Source organism: Paenibacillus chibensis (assembly GCF_004001045.1).
Classification (GTDB): domain Bacteria; phylum Bacillota; class Bacilli; order Paenibacillales; family Paenibacillaceae; genus Paenibacillus_AQ; species Paenibacillus_AQ chibensis.
Genome location: NZ_BIMK01000011.1, coordinates 1 through 15,823 on the forward strand (window position 1 = coordinate 1; position 15,823 = coordinate 15,823).

Consider the following 15,823-nt stretch of genomic DNA (forward strand, 5'->3'; position numbering starts at 1 on the left):
CCTTTTTTTGCTATTTACCTTCATCTCAGTTATATAGCCTTGTGGGAAATCTATAATGCAGAAAGCGGGATGAGGGGCTTCGCTCGTCGGGAGACTTCCAACTTCACCTTCTCCCTACGGGAGTAACGGTTCAGTAGGAATCTCCATCAATTCGTTGCATTCGCCTGCGGCGACCGTTCACCCTTCGGGATTCACTATGAAACGAATTGCGACTCGCTCGCCCCTTGGGAAAGCAGTTGCCCATTCTGGGCAAGCGTCTCATTCGAGACGCACAAAAGCCCAAATAAACCCCATCAACTATCAAAGGAGGTAACTGTCATGCCGAGAAGAAACAAGCCTTACATTACGCAATATTTTGAGCGTGACCGTAATGCATTCACCGCATTATTTCGTACTGGACATGTTAGATACGAGCATTTACTTCAATGTGGATTAGCAGATTCCAGAATCAAAAATTTAATGCGAGATGGTCATTTCGAGAAGGTGTTTTACAAGCAAACTGGTGAGATCAAGGAATGTTACAAACTCACTAAATCTGGACGAACTTTAGCATATCAGCTTTGGGGATTAGATAAGCAGTACCATGCACAAAATCCGTTGCATGATACTGTGATTGCAGACAAGTATTTTAGCATCCCATTGGAATCTCGTGATCAGTGGGTTACGGAAAGTCAAATTCGTGATAAGTTTCTGGAACGATTAGATGAACTGAGGAATCAGGGAAAAGAAGAGGAAGCAAGGATTTATGAGGATATGCATAACAAAGGGTTAATATCGATGCCAGATGCCGTATATGTCGATGAAAACGGAACAGAAATTGCTTTCGAAGTGGTCACGAACACATACGGTCAAGAAGAAATACAGGCAAAAGAAACACTTGTGAAATTAATGAATTATGGATACGAAACATCCAAAGCGTAGGAGGTGAAAAAATGAGCAATATAAACGAAAAGAAACAACGAGTAAGTGAGCGGTATCATGAGTATTTGTTTATTATCTATCATTTTGGCAACAAGGTAATCCTCATGAAACAGCTATTCCGATACGCCCGAATTCTTGGCTTAGCTCAAAGTTATTCAGTCTTTTACGGACAAATTAAGGAATTAGCTGAAGCCGAGATTATACGCAGAGAACCATTTACTGCTTATGGGAAAAAGACACAGCTCCATATGCTCACATTAAAGAAATTCGGAATCCGATTCATTGAGGGTAAAGGAAGCAGTCAAAGTGTAGCGGCAGTCCCGAAATCATATACAAATGAACGTATTCTCGTCTCAATATTCAAAAATTGTTACATCTTGAATAAGTTAATCCCTCGAATACAACAAAAATGCCCCAATATCACCGTTGAGACAGTCATCGAATTTATTAATAAAGATCATAGTAACATTCTGGAATCAAAAAATCGGGGCGTTGTGTTCTTGCATAATATCCTTGATTGTCCAACACTTCATCCCTACTTGAACTCTGACGAGATCAATTATGAAATCAATCGGTTAACGGACATTAAGCAAAAACGTTTAATGGGTTTAGTGGGAGGTGCTTCGCCATCGGAATGTAAAGATCAACTATCCATGTCTCCGAAGCTTACAAAACTGGACTCTTATTCAATAGACAGTTTGATAAATGCACATGTGTATATCGCTCAAGTAAAGATCGTCCAAAATAAACCGTTAATTACTTTATTGCTGTTTGATGTTTATAACAAGCAGGCTATTTACCGAATGGTAACTCAAATTGCATGTGCCTTTCATATGTTCGGACGTTATTTTAACGATTTTTCACTGGGAGTAGGGATTGTCGGTATAGACGAAGTTGCGTGTAGAATATTGGAATCGGAAGCAGAAGCAGAAGCAGTAGTAAGTCATTTCTTTACAAAAGAAATAAGGGGTTCAAGATTGTCTCGTATCTTAGCAGATTGGAGTGTTAGTTCCATTGAACAGGAGCTAATTCAAATCCGATTTACGCATTACGATATAACCAACCAGTATTTGGAGGGCATTAAGCATTCCAATTTAATAAGAAAATGAATCGAGGCAAGTCCATCATTAGGGGTGGATTGGTCTTTTTCATTTGTCAGTTATCAACTCGATTCGACTTGTATATGATATGAGATCTTTCAAAGGAAGTGAAAAGCAATGTCATACCAACTTGCAAAATCGAATAACAAAATAGTCCGTTTAAGAGATTTCGGATGTGAAAATAAAAAGCATCGGCGTTGAAGGTATGATCGCCTAAAAATTTAACCGAGGAACTAACCCTTCCTGGCAGTGCCGTTGATGGTGGGCGTGTTTGCCTTGAAAGTTCGGTAAGGCATAGCCTGCCATAGCCGAACTTATAAAGATTTCCTTCTTCATTGAAGGATGTGACTGTCCTGGTTCCCGAAAGGGATAGGGGGGCAAGCAATAATCGTGGTGATTACGGAGCGTTTGATACCAGACCTTGGCTCCGCTGAGCTTGTCGCTATTTGCGAGGCTGATGATACGGATACCTCGGCGATTATACGTCATATTACTATCACAGCTCACCCTTGCTACGCTTAAATTAACCATTTTGGCGTAGCAGGGGGGGGCATCGAGCCGTTTGCCTAACTCAAACCGCCATATTAAAAAAACAACCCGATGCTGATGCATCAACTTAGCGGTTGCGTAGATAAGCATCAGAAGGCGAGATGGTCGGGGAGGCAGAAACCGATAGGTATAATAAACAATGTATTTCTTACTACATGTAAGGTATCCTTGTAATACATTTCAAGTGTATAATTTTGGTAGTTAATATTACATAGAAAATTGGGGAATTCGAAAAATGAATAAAGACTATAAAGATAGAATTGATAGAGTAATTGAATATATTCGGCAAAATAGTAATCAAAAACTCAACCTCGATATGTTGGCGGACGTTTCATGTTTTTCAAAATATCATTTTACAAGAATATTTACATCGATTGAAGGTGTGACCCCAGTAGCATTTGTAAATCGAGAGCGATTACAGAAGGCTGTATATTTTTTGGCTGAAACCAACAAAACCATATTAGAAATATCAAATCAATGCGGGTTCGAATCAGTATCAACCTTCAATGCTCTCTTTAAGAAGCACTATGGCAAGACCCCAAGCGAAATTAGAAATAGCATAAAGAAAAATAGCAATTTCTCTTTACATTTCAGCAAGAAGCAAGAAGAGTTATCTCCTCCTGTGGATTACAATAGAGATGGGAGAAATCATCTCTTGAAGAGGGCTTGGGATAAAATGATAACAATTAAGGAACTGCAAGAATATGAAGTGGCGTATGTTAGACATGTTGGAAGCTATTTGGACACTCATGTTGCATGGGAGAAGTTGGGACACTGGGCTAACCAACAAGGACTTACTCCGAAAAATCATTATTTTATAGGAATATCCTTGGATGATGGAAATCTTGTAGAAGAATTGGCTTGTCGTTACGATGCTTGTGTTACTTTGCCATGTGGATTTGAAAAACACGAACAACATAAAACGCACGTGGAATTTAAAACACTTTCTGGTGGAATGTATGCTTTATATCCGTACTACGACACAATTGATAAATTCGTTCTCGCCTATCAAAGCGTATTCGGTTTATGGTTGCCGAATAGTGAGTATGATGCCGACGATAGACCATGCCTCGAATTTTGTATGAATGATCCTGCTAAGGATAAGGAAGGGAAATGCAAAGTCGATTTATACATACCTGTCAAGACGAGAATATAAATAATCGTATGGAAGGATGATCATTATTGGGTAGCCCTATAAGTAATGTGGATTGGGTAGAAAAAAATGAAATTATGAATGATTTATTGAATCAAGAAGCCACCTTGACCACGCATTCAATGAATCATGGATTTGAAGCTGAAGTCATGAAAATAAGTTCAGATAATGAGAGCTTTGTATTGAAGGTATGGAATAAGAGTTCCAAACCTGATATTCGTTTTCAATTCCATTTATTGAATGTTCTTTTCGAACGAGGAATATCAGTCTCTAAGGCAGTTGGTTGGGGGATAAGTCCAAATGGAGATAAGGTGTTGTTAACAAGTTTTGGAGGTACGCCCGTTCATAAACTGAATGAAAAGAAAATGACTGAAATTGCGAGCATATTATCAAAAATACATCAAATCCACGTTGAAGAGATTGGAAACATACATCTTCCAAAGTACGATTTTATTGAATACTTTTTTCCTGGGGTCAGAGAACATGATGACATATTTAATGCGTTATCCTCTCTTATTCGAATAACTCCAATAAAGCAGGAATGTATTATTCATGGTGATTTTCATTTAGGAAACTTATTGGAGGACAATGACCGATACACCGTAATAGATTGGACGAACGGACAATTAGGGGATTCCAGATATGATTTTGCATGGTCTCTAACGCTACAAAAGATATACATTTCGTATGGACATGCACAGGTGTTTCGTTCAGGTTATCTGTTGGAAAATAATATTCAGCAGGAAGAACTTGAAGTTTTTGAAGCTTTGGCTTGTCTCAGGTGGATATTGCTTAATAGAAACGGTGGTGTACTCAAACGACCTAATACAATGGAGAAAGTAAAGAACCTAATCATAAACAATCGATTCCTTAATGAGTTGGAGTTCAAAGATTTTCCAATAATAAAGAAAGTATGGAGCGGTGACGGTATGAACTTAGAAGCAGTTTTTGATCAATTTCCTATCCTAAAGTCAGATGAATTCGTATTGAAAAAGATTGAAGATCATCATTTAGACGAAGTTTTTGAAATCTATGACAATGATATAGTATTTGAATACTGCGGTATAATACCCAAACATAATAAAGATACTGTGAAAAACATGATAGGGCATTTCGAGAGAGATTATAATAAAAGGTTAAGGGTTAAATGGGGAATATTCTACAATTCTCAACCCGATCGGTTGCTTGGTATTATTGAGGCTCTTGATTTTAATCAAAAGGTAAATGTGGTGACGATTGGCTACTTTTTGACGGAATCGCATTGGGGAAAAGGAATTGCTACCGAGGCTCTAAAAATATTACTCAATTTCTTGTTCATGGATGTCAACGTAAACAGAATTCAGGCAGAAGTGATGCCTCTAAATGAGAATTCAAAAAAGGTACTATTGAAAAACGGCTTCATCAAAGAAGGAATGCTAAGACAAGCAACATTATGGTCAGGTAAAGGGATTGTCGATATAGAGATATACAGTATTTTAAGAGAAGATTATATAAAATGATCGTGAAAATGAATAGTTACTGCTAATTTGCATATAACATAAGGTAAATATATCAGGCGTACTGTTTAGTACATCTTTTCTCGGTAAGGAAATAAAACAGTAAAAAATCAAGTTGGTAAGTGAGAATGGAAGGGGATGAGTTTTTCTCCTTCCATTTATTTTTACCTTGCGTAACGAATCGGATATAATGGGACAGTGACTTAAAGGATGAATACGGTCACATCTTAGTTTAATCTACCGTCAGCACTCATCCCATGTGGAGTCGGTCCTATTGCTGGTTAGAAAATGAGATGGTAGCATGCCGCCCTGTATTTTTCGAAAACCTAAAAACCCAGCCATCTTCTCCATGAAGAATGGCTGGGTTTTTATTTGAATGCTAAAGAAGTAAATAATAGATGGAAAGCTCTGAATGATCTCCTATCGCGGATGTCCCTCAGACCTCTTATAAATTCCTGTCCAACAAGATCCCTACTTGTTCTGCCACAACATGAGTCGGTTCGGATAATCCATGGGTGAACCAGTTTTCGACGATCTCAACGACAGCGGCTCCAAAGAATTTAAGAATTAATTCCTTGCTTAAACCTTGATTTATCCCTTCGGTTATATCTACATCGCGCTCCAATTCCTCGATTACAAATTTCAGGAAATGATTACGAAAAGCAGAAGTCCCCTTAGTGCCAAGCATGGTTGAAAAGAATGAAGAATGACGTTCAAAGTATTCAAACCAAATCAGATTCCCCTCGGCAAAACTCATCTCCGATGCTGATTCGCAAAGCTTCCTCAATTCATCGATATGTTCCTTGATGAGCTTATCCAGTAAATCATATTTATCCTCATAGTGATCATACACGGTTCTACGACCGACATTGGCCCGATCGGAAATATCTTGAACCGTAAGTTGATCAAAGCCTTTTTCGGACAAAAGTTGAATAAAAGCCTTCTTGATGGCTTCTTGTGATTTGAGTACTCTTCGATCTACCTTTGGCATCTGCTTCACCGATCTTTCTATCGAATAACCGCACAATATCTAATCATTTGTATCATAACGTACAAAACATCGTATTTTGATAATTGAAGACGTTCTTTTAACATTATATATTATACACAGATGTGCGATATCGCATCAATATATGTTTTCTGACGCATTGTTGCTTCCTTCGGGATTATTAGGAAATGGAAACCATCAAGAGGAGATGAGAATATGGATCGTGTGGAGAAGAGCCGTGAAAAATTCCAACAGCTGTTTGGCGATCATGTACCCGCCTCATATTTTACGGACCCGGAGTTCCAGGATTTCGGCTTTCCTAGAGCGCTAAATGCGTTAGCATGCGTGAACGAAATAATTCCTGAAGATTAAGTCAAGCTATAGCAAGATGTTTTAATCAAGATTATTCAAAACCATACCGTTCATTGGAGGAATTAAACATGGCTAAGCATGAAGAAGTGAAACATGGTGTGATTTTCCCGGCAGGAGTAAAAAACGACGCATTCGCACAATTTTTTGTGGGACAAAGCTATCTTAACACCCTGATTGCCGACCCCAAAGTGAATGTAGGGGTAGGGAACGTAACCTTTGAACCGGGATGCCGTAACAACTGGCATATTCACCGTGACGGATTTCAACTGTTATTGGTCACAGGAGGCGAAGGCTGGTACCAAGAAGAGGGACAGCCTGCTCAGTTCCTGACACCCGGCGATGTGATTGTCACTCACGATGGCGTGAAACATTGGCATGGCGCTGCTAAAGACAGCTGGTTTGAACACATTGCGATCACGGCCGGCAAGCCGGAATGGCTCGAACCCGTTTCCGATGAAGTATATGAACAAGCAGGCAAATAAGCTCTTATAAACGAAAAGGGGACGACATTTTGACCCGTAAATTTCATATTGAAAGACGTCGAAAAATTGCAGGATGGCGGGCTATCGCTGAAATATACAGCAAAACCGGTTGTTGGATCGCGGAAACTTACAGCGACTTCAAGAGATTTTTAATAAGAGACATCATCTACACATACAAAATTGGAGGAATACCCTATGTTTGAACAAAAAGTTTGGTTTATTACAGGAGCAGGGCGCGGTATGGGAGTTGATATGGCAAAAGCAGCCTTGGCAGCAGGTCATAAGGTCATCGCTACGGGTCGGAATACGGATAAAGTAACGAACGCGATCGGCAAAGCAGAAAATCTGCTCGTGGTGAAGCTGGACATTACCAATCTTGAGGAGTCCCAAGCCGCCGTCAAAGCAGGCGTAGATCGTTTCGGAACGATCGATGTACTGGTCAATAACGCCGCCAGCTTCTATGCGGGTTTCTTTGAAGAGCTGACTCCGGAGCAAATTCAAAAACAGCTCGACACCAACCTTATTGGGCCGATGAATGTCACAAGAGCCGTTCTTCCAGTTATGCGCAAAGCTCGTTCCGGTCATATTATTTCCATTTCTTCGCTCGCTGGCATCGTCGGGCAAGACTTCTGCGTTGCGTATTCCGCTTCCAAGTTTGGTCTTGAGGGCTGGATGGAGTCTCTTCATTTGGACGTTGCTCCATTCGGAATTCACACCACGATCGTTGAGCCAGGCTTCTTCCGTACAGCATTGTTGGAGCCGGAATCGACCCATTGGGCGGAGCTTAGCATTGGTGACTACGCGAAACGTACGGCAGAAACACGTTCGGCATGGGAATCCATGAACGGTAAACAAGCTGGTGATCCGTCCAAGCTTGCCCAGGCTCTTCTGACCATTGCCAGTGAGAAGCAGCCGCCACAACGCTGGATTGCCGGTGCCGATGCTGTTGCTGCAATTGAACAAAAGGTGAATGATCTTCAGAAACAGATGGATGCATATCGCGACTTATCGATGTCTCTCTCATTCGAATAAGTTAAGTTTTGGGATCGAATATTATAGGAGTATGTATGGAGGAAGCTATATCTTTTGATAGTGTTTTAATAGATTTTCCATTCGATCTTGAATGATTTGTTTTAACGAATCAGGTTTCACTGAAATTACATGATGGCCAAATTTCAAGAAGTAGTCTGCGATAAAATCCTCTTCTCCTGGTTGATAGAAGCCCTTAATAACGTTCCCCTCGCGGCTCTCTAATTTCATCGAAGGATAATGTTCTTTATAGAAAATATCCTGGGCATGTTCGGAAATCTCCACTTCAAAATCAATCCTATTCTCGGAACGGTGAATGTCTAAGGAGCGGCTGATAAGTTCATCGACGGAAAAGGGAGAGTTCATGTCCTTTTCTTCGAAAAAGGTAATTCTGTCACATCTGAAAACGCGGTGTTTATTCGTAGTTAACTCGATTCCAGCAGCATACCATTGACCGAATTTGGCGGAAATTTTGAAAAATTGAACATCGTAACGTTTTTCTTGATTATTTTTGGCGTATTGAATTCTGCAGCTGCTCTCATGAAGAATGCTCTTGAGAATTTGATCTAAAAAACGGCTCACATGATGATGCGGATACATCTCAAATTGAAGGACTTTTTTCATGTTGCGAATCTGCTTGATTTGTTCTTTGGAGAGGCAGTTTTCAAACTTCTCTTGCAGCCGATTCACGCTTAAATGAAATGGCGTGGATTGATAAGCTTCCAGCGTCAACATGGCAAAATACAGGGCATACACTTCATCCATCGTAAAAATAATGGGCGATAGCAGCCTGTTTTTCAACAAGCCATATCGTCCATGTCTGCCTTGCTCCGAAAAAATGGGCATGCCCAATGCCTCCAATGAGCTGATATCGCGCAGAGCCGTGCTTTTTGAAATATGGTATTTATCCATGAGGTCACGTAAATTAAAAAATTCCCTGCCGTTCAAGTATCTGATCATGTCGTTCAATCTTTCGGATTTCTTCACCGTCATTCTCCTTGGAAAGGTGTCAATATTTGAAGCCTTTCTATTCTATAATAAACTCAAGGCAGACATCAAATAACCGAATTCCAAAGGAGACGGATCCAATGAGCGCAACGCTGGAAGTAGCTATTTTCTTATCCATGAACGGAAGAGCGAAAGAAGCACTCGCTTTTTACCAAAACCACTTTAATGCAGAGGTATCGTTGCTCGTTACCTATGAAGACATTGCCAAGCGCGACAGTTCGCTGCAGCTTACGGATCAGAATAAGCATGATATTGCTCATTCTGTCCTATCTATCGGCAAAACCAAAATCATGCTGGCGGAAAGCCACATGGATACGGGAGAAAAATACACCGTTGGAAATAACACCTCACTGTGTATTCAAAGCGCAGACCTAGAAGAAATTGAACGTTTTTACAAGAGCTTGACCGCAGATGATCGGGTTCGAATCCTTGCTCCTTTATCCGGCAATGTGTTTAGCAAAGCATACGGCGTTATTGAAGACCCGTTCGGCATTCAAATCCAGTTGATGTATGATGATCGGTTGAAATAAAACTTGCATATAACGAAGAAAATGAAATATTCATCAGTGATCGATAGAACTCGTTATGTATCGGTAGGACGCTTGTTTAAGACTCGATGATATTATTTAGGCTTACCTGCTCTCCATTTAAATCCGCAGTTCATGCATCCATTGACGATTTCATTTCTTCCAACGAATCCGACTAAAATGCTTACCGGCACGGATAAGCTCATGGATATCCAGCAGATAATGGCAACGATCGCAATGAAACCATCCATACCGCCACCAGCTGTGCCGCTTCCAGTACTGCTGCCAAGCTTCACGTTAGCGAAGAGCAGATAAGAGCCGAATATGCCGATTACAATAAGCACGAGTGGGAGCAAAAACATCGTTGCGAAAGTTTTGAACATCTTCGAAAAGCTGTAGCCTCTTTTGTTGGCGACGATTTGTTGTGATCTGCATTTACGACATGCGACCATCTGATTTCCTGAATTATTCGGACGAGGTTCCGTTTTCCCGGATTGACCCGTTCTATGCTGGCTGCTTTGGGGAACGGGTGACCGGGATTGACTGCCGGCTGTTCTCGCAGCTTGGCCAGTCCCGGTTCTATTGGTATACGGTGTTGCAGGTCTTGGCGTTTTTTGCATGGATATGCGGCTCCTTTTTGTCGATAAATTGTTAGAATAGCTGTATTCAAATTTCGGCAAGGTTTTCCAAAATCCTCCTTAAAGTCCCCCTCGTTCACATATAGAATGGGGGCAAGTGAAATGGAAAAGACCATACCAACAAGAGGCTGCCTCCATAATGGAGACAGCCTCTTCTATTACGGAGCAGGAATCCTGGATTCCATTATCTCCGGCGCGGCAATAGCTTATTCAATAGAATCGCTGCCAGCGAAGCGGCCAGAATCGGCGAACCGAGCAAATACTGCACGAACGTAGGCAGGGAATACAAGAAATCCTTCGGAATGAGCACCAGCGCCAGGGTCAGAATCATCGGCACGGCAACGACGTACATTTCTTTTTCACCGATTTTCTCGTTTTTCATGACCTGAATGCCGTTAATCGCGATAATGCCGCACACGATGGTGAATACGCCGCCGATGACCGCGGTAGGAATGGAAGAAATCAGTGCCGCCAGTTTGCCTGAGCATCCGAAGAGGACAAACCATCCGCCGACGGCCAGAAAAACACGGCGGCTCGCAATGCCAGTGATGGAAATGATGCCTGCATTCGTCGAATATCCGGTTACTGGCGTCGAACCGAGTACGGCAGCGATCAGACAGCTGATGCCTTCACCGATGACACCGCGGTTAATGTTCTTCTCGCTTAATGGTTTATCGATCACGTTACTGACGGCGAACCATGTGCCTGTGGTTTCTGCCAGCAGGACGAGATAAATAATGATCATGGTGACGATTGCCGAAAAGTTGAACGAAAAGCCGAAATCGGCAAACGGCATCTGAGGCATGCTGAACCATCTGGCCTTGGATACGGCCGAGAAATCCAGGACGCCCATGAAATTGGCCGCAATGCAGCCGGCAACGAGCGCGATCATGACGGACATAATCCGAAAGATGGATCCTTTGCGCGGGATGAGCGAACCGAGAATGACGAACAGGATAAGCACAGCGCCCGAGATCAGGGCTAAGAGTACGTTTTGATTCATCGTCGCGTCAGCGGCGCCGTAGATGTTGTCCCGTATGGCAACAGGCAATAATGACAGTCCGACAATGAAGATAATCGTACCTCCGACAATCGGCGGAATCAAGGATTTGACGATTTTGTTGAAAAAGCCGGTAAAGCCCAAAATAATGACCAGCACCGCGCCAATCAGGCTTGCGCCAAGCACGGAATTCCAGCCTAGCTGCCCGCCGCCGCTAGCGGCATAAATGCTCACAATGGCACCCAGCGGTACATAGGAAGGACCTTGGGCGATCGGCAGCTTCATGCAAAAATACGTTTGTACGATCGTTGCCAGACCGGCTGCGATAAACGTCGATTGAATCAAAGCGCTGGACTGGCCCGATTGCAAACCGATCAACATGGCGATCAGGAAAGGCACGACATAAACGTCCATAGCCAGTACATGCTGTAAGCCGAGAAGGATGGACTTGGCGGCCGATACCTTTTCATCGGGTAAAACCGTTAATTGCTGTGGTTCGGATTGCAATGGAAGTTCCTGCTTGTCTGCTTGCGTAATCACTCGGATGGACACCTCTGATGGTTTATTTTTTCAATTCTAACGCGAATGCACTCTTTCGCCCTGCACCCATACTTCGCGAATGTTTTCCGGACGTACGAGATACAGTATTTTTTGGAACACATCCTCTAACGCTTCCTTGTCATCAAAAATCGGCAATTTGGCGGATGGCAGCTTCGTATCGATAATCTGCACATCCCACGCGAATTTTTCCTCGATACGCCCGATCGGAAGGCTTAAGCTCTCACCCCCGCCGGCCGTCGCGAGATAGAACGCTTCATGAACCGTGATACGTGATCCAGGTACGCCGCGTTCTTGGGCAGGCAGGGAGGTGTTCACTCCATCCTCGAGCATGCGCGACGAAATGACCGCTTGTCTGATGTTATCGAACAGACTGGGCGAGAAGCCCCCGGAAATATCCGAGCCGAGTCCAATCTCGACGCCTTTTGCATGGAAATGGGCGATCGGAATGACGCTGTTGGCAAAGTATGCGTTGGAAATCGGGCAATGGGCAACCGCGGTTCCGGTTTCAGCGAATAGCTCCGCATCGGGGTCATCCAGGAAGTTGCAATGCGCCATGACCGATTTGTCACGGAGCAGGCCAAAGTCATGCAAGGCAAAGGCGTCGTTTTTATCGAACCGGTCTTTGACATAGCCATGCGCCCAATCGCTTTCGCTGCAGTGCGATTGAACATACGTATCATATTTGTCAGCCAGCTCGCCCAAGCCTTTTAAGGCCTCATCCGTGCAGCTTGGAATGAACCTCGGGGTCACGACCGGATATACTCCTTGCTTCGTCGTTTTGGCCAATTCTTTGACGGCTAGAATGAATTCCTCCGTATCCGCCAGTGCGGTAGGGGTATCCGCGTCTCGATAGAAATCAGGATTCTGCTGCGGATCATCCATGACGACTTTTCCCACGAGTCCGCGTTGACCTTTATGGGCACATATTTCGGCCAGCAGGAGACTGGCTTCTTTATGCACCGTCGCAAAATAGAGTGCCGTGGTTGTCCCGTTCGCAAGCAATGTGCTTACCACTTCATCGTAGATGGCTTTTGCAAAATCCAGATCCGCGAATTTGGATTCCAGAGGAAAGGTATACGTATTTAACCAGTCATAGAGCGGAATGTCGAGTGCCGTCCCTGATTGCGCCCATTGAGGTGCGTGCACATGCAAGTCGATAAAACCAGGCAGGAGGTATTGCCCTTCCGCTAATGAATGGAAATGGTTTTTGTCCTGATACGCATCTAGCAGAAGTGGATAGTCAGGTTCATCCGGTGCCACGATTTTTTCAATCGTCCCGTCCGAATGGATACAAAAGAGATGATCCTTCAGGATTTGAATTTCTTTGGGGGATTTGCTGGTGAATGCAGTGCCTCGGAATATTTGCTTATAATTTTTCATTTTACCCGCCTTAATGTTCGTCTTTTAAGATGTATTTGTAATTATAATTCGTAAAGATAGACAAGTCCATACTGAAAAGACGAATAAATACAAAATAGCATTTCAAAGGGGCTATGAATATGGAAGGCGGGGAGCATTCGCATAAAATTAAAATTGATGAAATCGATGGAATATAATGTAATAAAAACGTCATAATCTATCTAATTCCAATACTTTACAATTGTCGAATGATAGATAATAATTAACAAATATACAATATATTGCGAGGTGCTCTATGAATCCGGTTTATATCACGAGTATAGGCAAGTTTCTGCCCGGCGCTCCGGTAAGCAATGATGAAATCGAGGACTATCTCGGCAAAATTGGAGGGAAGTCTTCCAAAACGAAGCGGATCATTCTGGAAAAGAATCAAATCAAGTATCGTTACTATGCGATGGATCAAGAGCAAAGGAGCTTGTACTCCAACGCGGAAATGGCCTCCCGTGCGATTGGCGATGCTTTTGAACGACATGGCAACATCACCGCCGATGACATCGGTTTCCTGGCGACGGGAACGACTCGAGGCGATGTGCTTCTGCCTGGCTTTGCCAGCATGGTACATGCGGAAGCGGGTTTACCCGTCATGGAGATCGCTTCGCATTCCGGATTATGCGCAAGCGGCATGCAAGCGCTCAAAAATGCTTTTGTACATATCAAATCCGGTGAGCACGAAGCTGCTATCGCCTGCGCCAGCGAGTTTTTGAGCCGTGAATTCAAACATACCAAATTCGAAGCCCAAGGCATGACGAGCCGCGTTCCCTTCGATACCGATTTCTTGCGTTTTATGCTGTCGGACGGATCGGGTGCGGCGATTTTGCAGAACAAGCCTTCCTCAACGGGGCTCTCACTGCGGATCGAGTGGATTGATAACAAGTCGTATGCGAATCAATACGATGTGTGCATGTATTCGGGACTCAGCAAAGAGGACGGTTATCGCTCCTGGCTGGACTACCCTTCGATTCATGAGGCTGCGGATCACGGAGCGCTCAATATGAAGCAGGATGTCAGATTGGTCAATGAAATCACCAAGGTGGGGACGGATCGGTTTTTGGAGCTCGTGAAGGAAGGACGGCTGAACCCTGAGGAGATTGATTGGATGGTTTGCCACTACTCCTCGCATTTTTTCAAGGAAGAGATATTCCGGCTGCTTGCCGAAGCGGGAGTGGTCATCCCGGATGAAAAATGGTTTACCAACCTGTACACCAAAGGCAATACGGCGGCGGCTTCCATCTATATCATGCTGGAGGAGATCTTTAACGAAGGACATCTTGCCGAGGGCCAGCAAGTGGTGTGCGTCGTTCCTGAAAGCGGTAGATTCCAAGCGTCTACGATGCTCTTGACCGTGGTGGGACCAAGGGCTGAATAAATAGAGAAAGCAAGGGCTCGATGCTTTTGAAAAAGGGACTGGAACTCGATTAGCCTAGTTTCGAATAATTAATCCAAAGGCACAAGACGCTTGTGCCTTTTTTTCGCTGCTAAAGATCCTTTTTTAAATAATAGTGCGTAAAGCCTCCGGCATTCTCAATCGTCCCATAGACGACAAATCCTTGCTTTTGATAGAAATCCAGTGCTTGAAAGCTTAAGGTATCGAGCTTGATAAAATCGCATTGTGCCGCTTTGGCGATGCTTTCCGCCTCGGATACAAGCTTGGTTCCATATCCGCTTTTTCGCAGCCGTTCATCCACGAACAAATACTCAATCTCCATCCAGTTCCAGCATATTTCGCCGGTGATTCCCCCGAAAATTTGGCCCGCGGCATCTTTTAAATACAGCTGTACCTCCTGGTATCTGCCTTTGAATTCATCCGGGAAATGCATCAAGTTAAACTGGATCATTTGGTTGACGACGTAATTTTTGTCCTCGGTATCGGAGGTCCTGGAGATATACAGTTCCATAAGTTTGCAGCGCTCCTTTCGTTCTCTGACGCAAATGGTTTTGTCACTTTCCTGATGTATAATGTAATCAATGTAATCACACCATGCGAAGTGCAAAGCATAAAACACTTTCGATAAGCACGTCAACATTCCCGGCGTGTCCAGATGAATCAACAAGGGAGCTGAACCCATGAACGACAAGAAAACAGTTTACGGATCGATCGACGAGTATATCGCTGCGTTTCCGCTTGACGTGCGGGATATCCTCCAAACGCTGAGACGGGTGATTCAAGAATCGGCGCCGAAGGCGAAGGAAAAGATCAGCTACCAGATGCCGACGTTTGAGCTTCACGGTAATCTCGTGCATTTTGCCGCTTTTAAACACCATATCGGTTTTTATCCTGCATCGGGCGGTGTTGAGGAATTTCGGGAGGAAATCAAGGCATACCATACGTCAAAAGGGACCATTCAGTTCCCGTACGATCAGCCGCTTCCGGTTGAGCTGATACGCCGCATCGTTGCATTCAGGGCCGAGCGTAATCTTGAGAAAGCCGAAAATAAAAAGAAGAAGATGAAGCAACAAAAAGACAAGCCGACGACCCTTTAATGCTTCAGCGGTTCGGCCTGTCTATTTTTCCTGTAAAACGATGCTCAATCCATAATGAAATAATTATGTAGGTATGCATTTTTGCACATGATGTATGAA

The 15,823-nt window shown here is 43.4% G+C and carries 16 protein-coding genes and 1 pseudogene; 11 read left to right on the forward strand and 6 right to left on the reverse strand.

Annotated features, from left to right (window positions below):
* Window positions 1–318: 318 nt before the first annotated feature.
* The 5 genes and pseudogenes from PCH05_RS10850 to PCH05_RS10870 all read left to right on the forward strand — a co-directional run bounded on the left by PCH05_RS10850 (window position 319) and on the right by PCH05_RS10870 (window position 5,222).
* Window positions 319–921, forward strand: coding sequence for a hypothetical protein (locus PCH05_RS10850; protein ID WP_127602414.1), 603 nt, complete (start codon window positions 319–321; stop codon window positions 919–921).
* An 11-nt stretch (window positions 922–932) separates the two neighbouring features.
* On the forward strand, window positions 933–2,030 hold the full coding sequence (locus PCH05_RS10855) for a hypothetical protein (RefSeq protein ID WP_127602415.1): 1,098 nt from the start codon (window positions 933–935) through the stop codon (window positions 2,028–2,030).
* A 775-nt stretch (window positions 2,031–2,805) separates the two neighbouring features.
* Window positions 2,806–3,726 (forward strand): AraC family transcriptional regulator, encoded by a 921-nt coding sequence (locus PCH05_RS10860; RefSeq protein ID WP_127602416.1) that lies wholly within the window; start codon window positions 2,806–2,808, stop codon window positions 3,724–3,726.
* Window positions 3,727–3,845: 119 nt separating this feature from the next.
* Window positions 3,846–4,373, forward strand: a pseudogene (locus tag PCH05_RS27650) (aminoglycoside phosphotransferase family protein); the annotation flags it as partial.
* Window positions 4,374–4,652: 279 nt separating this feature from the next.
* The gene (locus PCH05_RS10870; RefSeq protein WP_127602522.1) at window positions 4,653–5,222 is read left to right on the forward strand and encodes a GNAT family N-acetyltransferase; all 570 of its coding nucleotides are present in this window, start codon (window positions 4,653–4,655) and stop codon (window positions 5,220–5,222) included.
* A gap of 442 nt (window positions 5,223–5,664) precedes the next feature.
* Here PCH05_RS10870 and PCH05_RS10875 read toward each other — a convergent pair whose 3' ends face one another.
* Window positions 5,665–6,210 (reverse strand): TetR/AcrR family transcriptional regulator, encoded by a 546-nt coding sequence (locus tag PCH05_RS10875; protein ID WP_127602523.1) that lies wholly within the window; start codon window positions 6,208–6,210, stop codon window positions 5,665–5,667.
* A 213-nt stretch (window positions 6,211–6,423) separates the two neighbouring features.
* Between PCH05_RS10875 and PCH05_RS27505 the strand changes: the two genes are divergently transcribed.
* The 3 genes from PCH05_RS27505 (at window position 6,424) to PCH05_RS10890 (ending at window position 8,093) form a co-directional block, all read left to right on the forward strand.
* Window positions 6,424–6,579, forward strand: a complete 156-nt coding sequence (locus tag PCH05_RS27505; RefSeq protein ID WP_174806251.1) for a hypothetical protein — start codon at window positions 6,424–6,426, stop codon at window positions 6,577–6,579.
* A 68-nt stretch (window positions 6,580–6,647) separates the two neighbouring features.
* Window positions 6,648–7,061, forward strand: coding sequence for a cupin domain-containing protein (locus PCH05_RS10885; RefSeq protein WP_127602417.1), 414 nt, complete (start codon window positions 6,648–6,650; stop codon window positions 7,059–7,061).
* 195 nt (window positions 7,062–7,256) lie between these two features.
* Complete coding sequence (locus tag PCH05_RS10890) at window positions 7,257–8,093, forward strand: SDR family NAD(P)-dependent oxidoreductase (RefSeq protein ID WP_127602418.1); 837 nt, start codon at window positions 7,257–7,259, stop codon at window positions 8,091–8,093.
* 45 nt (window positions 8,094–8,138) lie between these two features.
* Here the strand turns inward: PCH05_RS10890 and PCH05_RS10895 are convergent, their stop codons facing one another.
* On the reverse strand, window positions 8,139–9,077 hold the full coding sequence (locus tag PCH05_RS10895) for a helix-turn-helix transcriptional regulator (protein WP_127602419.1): 939 nt from the start codon (window positions 9,075–9,077) through the stop codon (window positions 8,139–8,141).
* Window positions 9,078–9,178: 101 nt separating this feature from the next.
* On the opposite strand from PCH05_RS10895, the gene PCH05_RS10900 reads away from it, so the two are divergent.
* A complete protein-coding gene (locus PCH05_RS10900; protein WP_127602420.1) occupies window positions 9,179–9,628 on the forward strand; it encodes a VOC family protein in 450 nt (149 codons plus the stop codon).
* A 92-nt stretch (window positions 9,629–9,720) separates the two neighbouring features.
* Here the strand turns inward: PCH05_RS10900 and PCH05_RS27510 are convergent, their stop codons facing one another.
* From PCH05_RS27510 to guaD, 3 genes are all read right to left on the reverse strand, one after another.
* Window positions 9,721–10,305, reverse strand: a complete 585-nt coding sequence (locus PCH05_RS27510; protein ID WP_127602421.1) for a hypothetical protein — start codon at window positions 10,303–10,305, stop codon at window positions 9,721–9,723.
* 142 nt (window positions 10,306–10,447) lie between these two features.
* Window positions 10,448–11,803, reverse strand: a complete 1,356-nt coding sequence (locus PCH05_RS10910) for a uracil-xanthine permease family protein (RefSeq protein ID WP_127602422.1) — start codon at window positions 11,801–11,803, stop codon at window positions 10,448–10,450.
* 36 nt (window positions 11,804–11,839) lie between these two features.
* Complete coding sequence (gene guaD / locus PCH05_RS10915) at window positions 11,840–13,204, reverse strand: guanine deaminase (protein WP_127602423.1); 1,365 nt, start codon at window positions 13,202–13,204, stop codon at window positions 11,840–11,842.
* 274 nt (window positions 13,205–13,478) lie between these two features.
* Here guaD and PCH05_RS10920 point away from each other — a divergent pair, with 274 nt between their 5' ends.
* Window positions 13,479–14,609: a beta-ketoacyl-ACP synthase III gene (locus tag PCH05_RS10920; protein ID WP_127602424.1), complete on the forward strand. Its 1,131-nt coding sequence runs from the start codon at window positions 13,479–13,481 to the stop codon at window positions 14,607–14,609.
* 109 nt (window positions 14,610–14,718) lie between these two features.
* Here the strand turns inward: PCH05_RS10920 and PCH05_RS10925 are convergent, their stop codons facing one another.
* Window positions 14,719–15,138, reverse strand: coding sequence for a GNAT family N-acetyltransferase (locus PCH05_RS10925; protein ID WP_127602425.1), 420 nt, complete (start codon window positions 15,136–15,138; stop codon window positions 14,719–14,721).
* A gap of 169 nt (window positions 15,139–15,307) precedes the next feature.
* Here PCH05_RS10925 and PCH05_RS10930 point away from each other — a divergent pair, with 169 nt between their 5' ends.
* Window positions 15,308–15,724, forward strand: coding sequence for an iron chaperone (locus PCH05_RS10930; protein WP_127602426.1), 417 nt, complete (start codon window positions 15,308–15,310; stop codon window positions 15,722–15,724).
* Window positions 15,725–15,823 lie beyond the last annotated feature (99 nt).

Excerpts from the sequence above, each read along its gene's own strand:
- guaD (WP_127602423.1), bottom strand. The coding sequence starts at position 13,204 with ATGAAAAATTATAAGCAAATATTCCGAGGCACTGCATTCACCAGCAAA.
- PCH05_RS10925 (WP_127602425.1), bottom strand. The coding sequence starts at position 15,138 with ATGGAACTGTATATCTCCAGGACCTCCGATACCGAGGACAAAAATTAC.
- PCH05_RS10870 (WP_127602522.1), top strand. The coding sequence starts at position 4,653 with ATGAACTTAGAAGCAGTTTTTGATCAATTTCCTATCCTAAAGTCAGAT.
- PCH05_RS10855 (WP_127602415.1), top strand. The coding sequence starts at position 933 with ATGAGCAATATAAACGAAAAGAAACAACGAGTAAGTGAGCGGTATCAT.
- PCH05_RS10885 (WP_127602417.1), top strand. The coding sequence starts at position 6,648 with ATGGCTAAGCATGAAGAAGTGAAACATGGTGTGATTTTCCCGGCAGGA.
- PCH05_RS10900 (WP_127602420.1), top strand. The coding sequence starts at position 9,179 with ATGAGCGCAACGCTGGAAGTAGCTATTTTCTTATCCATGAACGGAAGA.
- PCH05_RS10850 (WP_127602414.1), top strand. The coding sequence starts at position 319 with ATGCCGAGAAGAAACAAGCCTTACATTACGCAATATTTTGAGCGTGAC.
- PCH05_RS10920 (WP_127602424.1), top strand. The coding sequence starts at position 13,479 with ATGAATCCGGTTTATATCACGAGTATAGGCAAGTTTCTGCCCGGCGCT.
- PCH05_RS10930 (WP_127602426.1), top strand. The coding sequence starts at position 15,308 with ATGAACGACAAGAAAACAGTTTACGGATCGATCGACGAGTATATCGCT.
- PCH05_RS10860 (WP_127602416.1), top strand. The coding sequence starts at position 2,806 with ATGAATAAAGACTATAAAGATAGAATTGATAGAGTAATTGAATATATT.
- PCH05_RS10875 (WP_127602523.1), bottom strand. The coding sequence starts at position 6,210 with ATGCCAAAGGTAGATCGAAGAGTACTCAAATCACAAGAAGCCATCAAG.
- PCH05_RS10890 (WP_127602418.1), top strand. The coding sequence starts at position 7,257 with ATGTTTGAACAAAAAGTTTGGTTTATTACAGGAGCAGGGCGCGGTATG.
- PCH05_RS27505 (WP_174806251.1), top strand. The coding sequence starts at position 6,424 with ATGGATCGTGTGGAGAAGAGCCGTGAAAAATTCCAACAGCTGTTTGGC.